Raw genomic sequence first — 7,583 nt, forward strand, 5'->3', positions numbered from 1 at the left:
TAAACGTTTCATATTGCTGATTATTCATACTAAAGTGTTAAAAATAATATTTTTTATACTTTTCTAAATTATCAGAGAAAAACGAATTTTATATCTCATAATATTTTATGTATAATTATCCTTTTGTTTTTATCATAAAATAGCACTCTCTTCATAATAAAAATATGTAGGCTAAAATGAGTGCAAAGGTTAAGAAAGTATGTTACGATACATTTTGCTAAAAATAGATATCGGTAAAGAGGGGACGGACATGGCAGCAATTCAGGCAAAAAACGGGCCTACTGAGAAATTAAGTTTATTCTTATTAACATGGCCTATTTTTCTAGAAGTTTTTCTTTTTATGTTAATGGGGATCGCTGATACTTTCATGTTAAGTGCATTATCAGACGATGCTGTATCTGGGGTTGGTGCAGCGAATCAATATCTTCATATTGCGATTTTGGTATTAGAAGTCATCGGGAACGGCGCTGCTATCGTTGTATCTCAATACCTCGGTTCCAAACGCTTTATGGAAGCATCTAAAATATCAGCATTAGCCGTCACATTAAATTTAATAGTTGGGCTCGTTATAAGCGCTGGTTTTCTTTTATTTTCGAAACATATGATGCTCGCAATGAACTTACAAGGCGATGTACTAACGTATGCGCAAAACTACTTATCTATCGTCGGAGGAGCCATCTTCCTACAAGCTATTATTAACTCATTAGCCGCAATTATCCGTGTACACGGTTTTACAAAGCAAGCGATGTTTATTTCACTCGGAATGAATATGATTCATATCGCTGGAAACTACGTACTCATTTTCGGGAAATTTGGTTTCCCTGAGCTCGGTGTACAAGGGGCTGCAATTTCTTCCGCTATCAGTCGATTGATCGCACTTATTGTTTTCTTCTGGTTACTATACCGCGTTATGGAATATCGTGTGAAATTACAATATTACTTCACTTTATCCAAAGAATACATTGGGAAAATTTTAAAAATTGGCATTCCATCTGCATTTGAACAAGTGATGTATCAAGCTTGTCAAATCGTCTTCCTTTATTACGCAACGTACTTAGGAACGGAATCATTAGCTGCTAGACAATACGCTACTAACATTTCCATGTTCACTTATTTATTTGCAATTGCAATTGGTATGGGAACAGCCATTATTATTGGCCGCCTCGTTGGTGGTGGCGAAAAAGATGAAGCATACGAACGCTTGTGGAAAAGTGTAAAATGGGCAATTGGTGTAACTTTATGTATGGTCGCTCTCGTTATTACATTCCGTACACAATTAATGGGACTGTTTACAGATAATCCGCACATTATCGGGTTAGGCGCAAGTGTTCTTTTACTAAGTGTACTACTTGAAACGGGACGTACGATGAACATCGTCATCATTAATTCGCTTCGTGCAGCTGGTGATGCAAAATATCCTGTTTTAATCGGTGCATTCTCTATGGTGTTAATGAGTTTACCACTAGGTTACTTTTTCGCCTTTCATTTAGATATGGGGCTCGTTGGTATTTGGCTAGCAATCGCCATCGACGAATGGACACGTGCCATTATTATGTTCTTCCGCTGGAAAAGTAGAGCATGGGAGCGTTATGCGCTTGTTAAACCTGAAGAACAAGAGGAGAATGTTTCTGTTCAAGTTCAGTAATTTTGCATATGGATATCACTAATGATACATGAGATTTATATCGGCGATTCTTTAAATATATCGACTGACCGACAAATGTATACAATTCTTTTATATAGTAGAAAAAGAGCCATCCTTCCATAACAGAAGAATGGCTCTTTTTCTTATTGATAAATCTCTTTATATTTCTTGTACTCCGCTTCCGAACATAGTACGAAATGTCCTGGGCGAATTTCACGCATTGTTGGTGCTTCACTACCATAATTATGCTGTGATGGATCATATACGATACGTTTACGATTGCGCTCATAATCTGGATCTGGAAGTGGAATCGCTGATAATAGTGATTTCGTATATGGATGAATTGGATTCGCATATAATTCATCACTTGTTGTTAACTCAACGATTTGGCCACGATACATTACACCAATACGGTCACTAATGTATTTTACCATTGATAAATCATGGGCGATGAATAAGTATGTTAAACCTTTTTCTTTTTGTAGCTTTTTCAGTAAGTTTACAACTTGCGCCTGAATCGATACGTCAAGTGCTGAGATCGGCTCATCGGCAATGATAAATTCTGGGTCTACAGCAAGCGCTCGAGCGATACCGATACGCTGACGTTGTCCACCTGAGAATTCGTGTGGGAAACGGTTTGCGTGCTCTTTATTTAAACCAACTGTGTTTAATAGTTCATGAACACGGTCCATGCGCTCTTTTTTACTTTTCGCTAGTCCGTGAATATCGATACCTTCTGCAATAATATCCCCTACTGTCATACGAGGGTTTAATGATGCATATGGATCTTGGAAAATCATTTGCATTTTACGGTTGAATTTCTTCAGCTCTGCGCGTGATTTTTTACCATGTACATTTTCACCATCGAATAACACTTCACCAGCAGTTGCATCATATAAACGAATAATCGTTCTTCCAGTTGTCGATTTACCACAACCTGATTCTCCTACAAGACCAAATGTTTCTCCGCGGTAAATATCAAATGAAATATCATTAACCGCTTTGACAACACCACCACTCACGTCGAAGTGCTGCTTTACATTTTTTACTTCAATTAATTTCTCACGTTGTTTAGTCATGTTGTTCACCTGCTTTCATTTGAAGAATGCGTTTTTCAACGACTGCCGGCGGTTTTACTTCTGGAGCTTGCTCGTGAAGTAACCAAGTTGCCGCATAGTGCGTATCACTTACTTTAAATAAAGGTGGGTCCATTTCAAAATCAATTTTCAGTGCCTGTGGGTTACGTGGTGCAAAAGCATCTCCCTTTGGCGGCTTCAATAAATCTGGAGGCGTTCCAGGGATTGCATATAACTCTTCTTCTGAACCATCTAAACTTGGCATAGATGCGATTAAACCCCAAGTATATGGATGTTTCGGATTGTAGAAAATTTCATCTACAGTTCCAATTTCAACAACTTTACCAGCGTACATAACTGCCACTCGGTCCGCAACGTTTGCTACTACACCTAAGTCATGCGTAATGAAAATGATTGCTGCTTCTGTTTTTTGCTGAATGTCTTTCATAAGTTCTAAAATTTGCGCCTGAATCGTAACGTCTAGCGCTGTTGTCGGCTCATCGGCAATTAATAACTTCGGGTTACAAGCTAACGCCATCGCAATAACTACACGCTGTCTCATACCACCTGAGAATTGGTGAGGATATTGTTTTAAACGAGCTTCTGGATTTGGAATACCTACAAGGTCAATTAACTCTAAAGCAACTTTACGTGCATCTGCTTTACTCATCCCTTGGTGTTTAATTAGACCTTCCATAATTTGATTTCCAATTGTCATCGTTGGGTTTAATGATGTCATTGGATCTTGGAAAATCATCGCAATATCTTTACCGCGTACTTGCTGCATTTCTTTTTCTGTTAATTTTGTTAAGTCACGACCTTCAAATACGATTTCACCATTTTTAATGCGTCCAGGAGGATTCGGAATTAATCCCATTAACGCTTTAGAAGTAACTGATTTCCCTGAACCAGATTCTCCTACAATCGCCAATGTTTCTCCTTTTTTCAAATCAAAAGTAACGCCGCGTACAGCTTGTACTTCACCTGCATGTGTATCAAAGGAGACTTGTAAATCTTTTACCTCTAACAATGTTTTCATCTTTGCCTCTCCCCTCTTTTACTTACGCATTTTTGGATCTAACGCGTCGCGTAATCCGTCTGCCATTAAGTTAAACGCTAAAATTAATATACTGATGACAACCGCAGGGATGAACATCATATGCGGATACGTTTGAATAGATTTATAACCATCATTTACAAGAGAACCTAGTGACGCAAATGGTGGCTGAATTCCTAAACCGATGAAACTTAAGAACGCTTCACCAAACACCGCTGATGGAATTGTAAACATCGTCATTACGATAATAGGTCCCATTACGTTTGGAATTAAATGTTTCACAATTAATTGTGTATTTGTTGCACCTAATGTACGAGATGCTAATACATATTCTTGGTTTTTTAACTTTAAGATTTGTCCACGAACAATACGCGACATCCCTATCCAACCTGTAATCGCCATCGCAAGTGTAATTGACCAAATACCAGATCCCATAATGATTACCATTAAAATAACGATGATTAAGTATGGAATACCGTTAATAATCTCCATAATACGTTGCATAATGTTATCTACTCTACCGCCGTAGAATGCTGAAATACCTCCGTATGCAACCCCAATTACTAAGTCAATTGCTGCCGCTAAAAGAGCGATATATAATGATACGCGTGTACCTTCCCATGTTCTTGTCCATAAGTCACGGCCAAGGTCATCTGTACCAAACCAGAAGTACTCTTTAATATCACGTTTTTCATATTGGTCAACACCATATTGATCTGTACCGTCAAATGGTAACCAATGAACATTTTCAATAACTGGAATTTTTGGTGGTAATTTCGCACGACCTAAATCTTGCTCTTTATACGAGTGTTTACTTACCATCGGTCCAAAAATCGCTAATAGCGCAATGATAACTAACAATACAAGGCCAAGCATCGCACCTTTATGTTGGAATAAACGTCTTCTTACATCTTGCCAAAACGTTAAGCTTGGACGGGCAATGACTTCATTATCAACATTATTTTGATTGGCTTGTTGAAATAAATCTGGAGATAATTTTTGTACATCTTTCATCATTTTTTCCCTCCCGCTAAACGAATACGAGGATCAATAATTCCGTATAAAATATCGACAATGAAAATAACTAAAATGAAGATCGCACTATAGAAAATCGTAGTTCCCATAATAACTGTATAGTCATTTAAAGTAATCGATTTAACGAATTGTTCCCCAAGTCCTGGTACAGCATAAATTTGCTCGATAACAAGTGTTCCTGTAATTAATGCCGCAACCATTGGTCCTAAAATTGTTACAACTGGAATTAACGCATTACGAAGTGCATGTTTGACAATGATAACGCCTTGGCTAATTCCTTTCGCTTTCGCTGTTAAAATGTAATCGGCTTGCATAACTTCAATTAATTCTGCACGAGAGAAACGTGCGATTGTCGCGATAACTCCCATCGATAATGCAATTGTAGGCATTACAGTAAACTCTGGTCCTTTCCAGAATGCTACTGGGAACCAGCCTAGTTTTACCCCTACGAAATATTGCAGTAATGCGGCGAATACGAATGATGGTACCGACATTCCGAGTACCGAAATAACTGTTGCACTATAATCTACCCACGTATTATTACGAAGTGCGGCAACAATACCTAAAATTAAACCGATAAATGTTCCTAATATAATCGCTTGTAAACCTAATTGGGCTGATGGTCCAATACGATCCACAATCATGTCTGTTACTGGGCGGTTATCATATTGGAATGATACCCCTAAATCACCTTTTGCTAAGTTACCTAAGTAACGTGCGTATTGAACTGGTACAGGATCATTCAATCCGTATTTTTCAAGAATGATTTCTTTCTGTGCCGGTGATAGCTTCTCCTGGTTTTTAAGCGGAGAACCCGGAAGTAATTTCATCAAAAAGAAAGTCATTGTAGTAATTAAAAATAATGTCAAAGCCATGTACACGAAACGTTTTAATACATAACGTCCCATAGTCAAGCACCTCCCCGTTTTTCTCAAAAGCAATAAGATAGTTTAAAATATTCTTACTTTTATTTTTTTAAAATAAGAGCATATGCCCATCATAGGCATATACCCTTGTAAACGATGGAAAAAAAAGATTATTTTTGTTCAACAGATGCCCATTTGTAAGTTAATTTACCACCATAGTTAATTGGGATAATATCTTTTACGGCACCTTTTACTACATACGCTGAACCTTTTTGGAAGATTGGAGTGATAACTGCATCCTCTTTAATTAACATCTTCTCTACTTCTAGAAGGTTGTCCCAGCGAGCTTGTAAATCTTTTGTATCTGTTTTAGCTTTTAGGATTAACTCATCATATTTCTGATTAGAATACCCTGTTTTATTTTGAGAACCATTCGTAACAAACATATCTAAATATGAGATTGGATCTGGGAAATCTGGTCCCCAAATACCAAACGCAATATCATATTGCTGAGAATCTTCTAATTTATTTTTTTGTGCGAATGGTTGCTGTTTAATTTTAATTGATAAACCTGGTAAGTTCTTTTCCATCTCACCTTTTAAGAATTCCCCAACTTTTTTAGCATCTTCATTATCAAAGTTTAAGAATTCTAGTTCGATTTTATCAGTTCCAAGCTCTTTCTTCGCTGTTTCCCAAAGCTTTTTTGCTTCTTTTGGATTTGTTTCAACTAGCTTTCCATTTTCAGCTCGGAAATCTTTTTTATTTGGACCTTCAGCGAAATCTTTTCCAACAAATCCGTAAGCTCCAATTGCGCCGTTATTTAAAATAACTTTTGCAATGTTATCACGGTCAAAGGACATTGAAATTGCTTTTCTTAAGTTTTTATTACTTAAGTACTGATTACTTTGATTAAATCTTAAGTAAGCAACCCCTGCCTCTTTTCTTGTTTGGAACTCTGGGCTTTTTCTAAACTTATCAACAAATTCAGACGTTAAAGCCGCCCGATCAATCGCGTTTGTCTCATATAAATTTACATCAGTTGCTGTATTTTTTACAATATTAAAGTTGATTTCTTCGATTTTAACCGTTTTATTATCCCAATATGAAGGATTCTTCTTGAATTGGAAACTTTGTTCATGTTTCCAATCACTCATAACGAATGGACCGTTATATAATGTTGTATTTGCCTCTAAACCAAATTTATCACCTTGTGCTTTTACAAAGTTTTCATTTAGTGGGTAAAATACTGGATAAACTGTTAAATCGATAAAGTAAGGAACGGGATTGTCTAATTCTACTTCTAATGTATAATCATCAATCGCTTTTACACCTAATTGGTCAGCAGGTAATTCTTTTTTATGAATTTTCTCTGCATTTTTAATATCGAACATAATGTATGAATACGTTGCTTTTGTATCTGGATTTACTGCTCTTTTCCATGAATACACAAAGTCTTTAGCTGTTACAGGTTCCCCATTCGACCATTTCGCATCTTTTCTTAATTTAAATATGTATTTCTTCCCATCATCTAGCTTTTCGACATCTTCTGCAACTCCAGGCATTCTCTTTTGATCTTTGCCAATACGATATAAACCTTCCATCGTATTATTTAATGCTGTAGAAGATGAAGAATCAGATGCTAATGATGCATCCATTGACGGAATTTCAGATAACTCTGTTAAATTAAGAATCTGTTTTCCGTTACTACTACTCGTAGCGTTCTCTTTCCCTTTTGCTTTTGCGTCATCTTTTTGGTAGCTACACGCGCTAAGCAACATACTTGCAGTTAAAGTTGATGCAAGTAATAACGGTATCTTTTTCTTCATGTTGTGTTGCCTCCCCTAATTGCACTTCCTGTACCCTCACTTGTTAAAAAGTAGAATTGAAAGAATAATCTCCAAGTT

6 protein-coding genes are annotated in these 7,583 nt (G+C 36.8%); 1 reads left to right on the forward strand and 5 read right to left on the reverse strand.

Going from position 1 to position 7,583, the window contains the following annotated elements; genetic code table 11:
* Positions 1–199: 199 nt before the first annotated feature.
* Complete coding sequence (locus tag ACQGSG_RS24300) at positions 200–1,645, forward strand: MATE family efflux transporter (RefSeq protein WP_009327244.1); 1,446 nt, start codon at positions 200–202, stop codon at positions 1,643–1,645.
* Between the two features lie 143 nt (positions 1,646–1,788).
* Here ACQGSG_RS24300 and ACQGSG_RS24305 read toward each other — a convergent pair whose 3' ends face one another.
* The 5 genes from ACQGSG_RS24305 to ACQGSG_RS24325 all read right to left on the reverse strand — a co-directional run bounded on the left by ACQGSG_RS24305 (position 1,789) and on the right by ACQGSG_RS24325 (position 7,505).
* Positions 1,789–2,724: an ABC transporter ATP-binding protein gene (locus ACQGSG_RS24305; RefSeq protein ID WP_000166348.1), complete on the reverse strand. Its 936-nt coding sequence runs from the start codon at positions 2,722–2,724 to the stop codon at positions 1,789–1,791.
* Positions 2,717–3,760: an ABC transporter ATP-binding protein gene (locus tag ACQGSG_RS24310; RefSeq protein WP_000854346.1), complete on the reverse strand. Its 1,044-nt coding sequence runs from the start codon at positions 3,758–3,760 to the stop codon at positions 2,717–2,719. The genes ACQGSG_RS24305 and ACQGSG_RS24310 overlap by 8 nt, the downstream gene beginning before the upstream one ends.
* An 18-nt stretch (positions 3,761–3,778) precedes the next feature.
* Positions 3,779–4,795, reverse strand: coding sequence for an oligopeptide ABC transporter permease (gene opp3C / locus ACQGSG_RS24315; RefSeq protein ID WP_000974106.1), 1,017 nt, complete (start codon positions 4,793–4,795; stop codon positions 3,779–3,781).
* Positions 4,792–5,721, reverse strand: a complete 930-nt coding sequence (gene opp3b / locus ACQGSG_RS24320; protein ID WP_000534172.1) for an oligopeptide ABC transporter permease — start codon at positions 5,719–5,721, stop codon at positions 4,792–4,794. Before opp3b ends, opp3C begins: the two co-directional genes overlap by 4 nt.
* A gap of 128 nt (positions 5,722–5,849) precedes the next feature.
* A complete protein-coding gene (locus ACQGSG_RS24325) occupies positions 5,850–7,505 on the reverse strand; it encodes a peptide ABC transporter substrate-binding protein (protein ID WP_000727217.1) in 1,656 nt (551 codons plus the stop codon).
* Positions 7,506–7,583: the final 78 nt, after the last annotated feature.

This window comes from Bacillus sp. GMa5/1 (assembly GCF_050172015.1).
Lineage (GTDB): Bacteria > Bacillota > Bacilli > Bacillales > Bacillaceae_G > Bacillus_A > Bacillus_A cereus.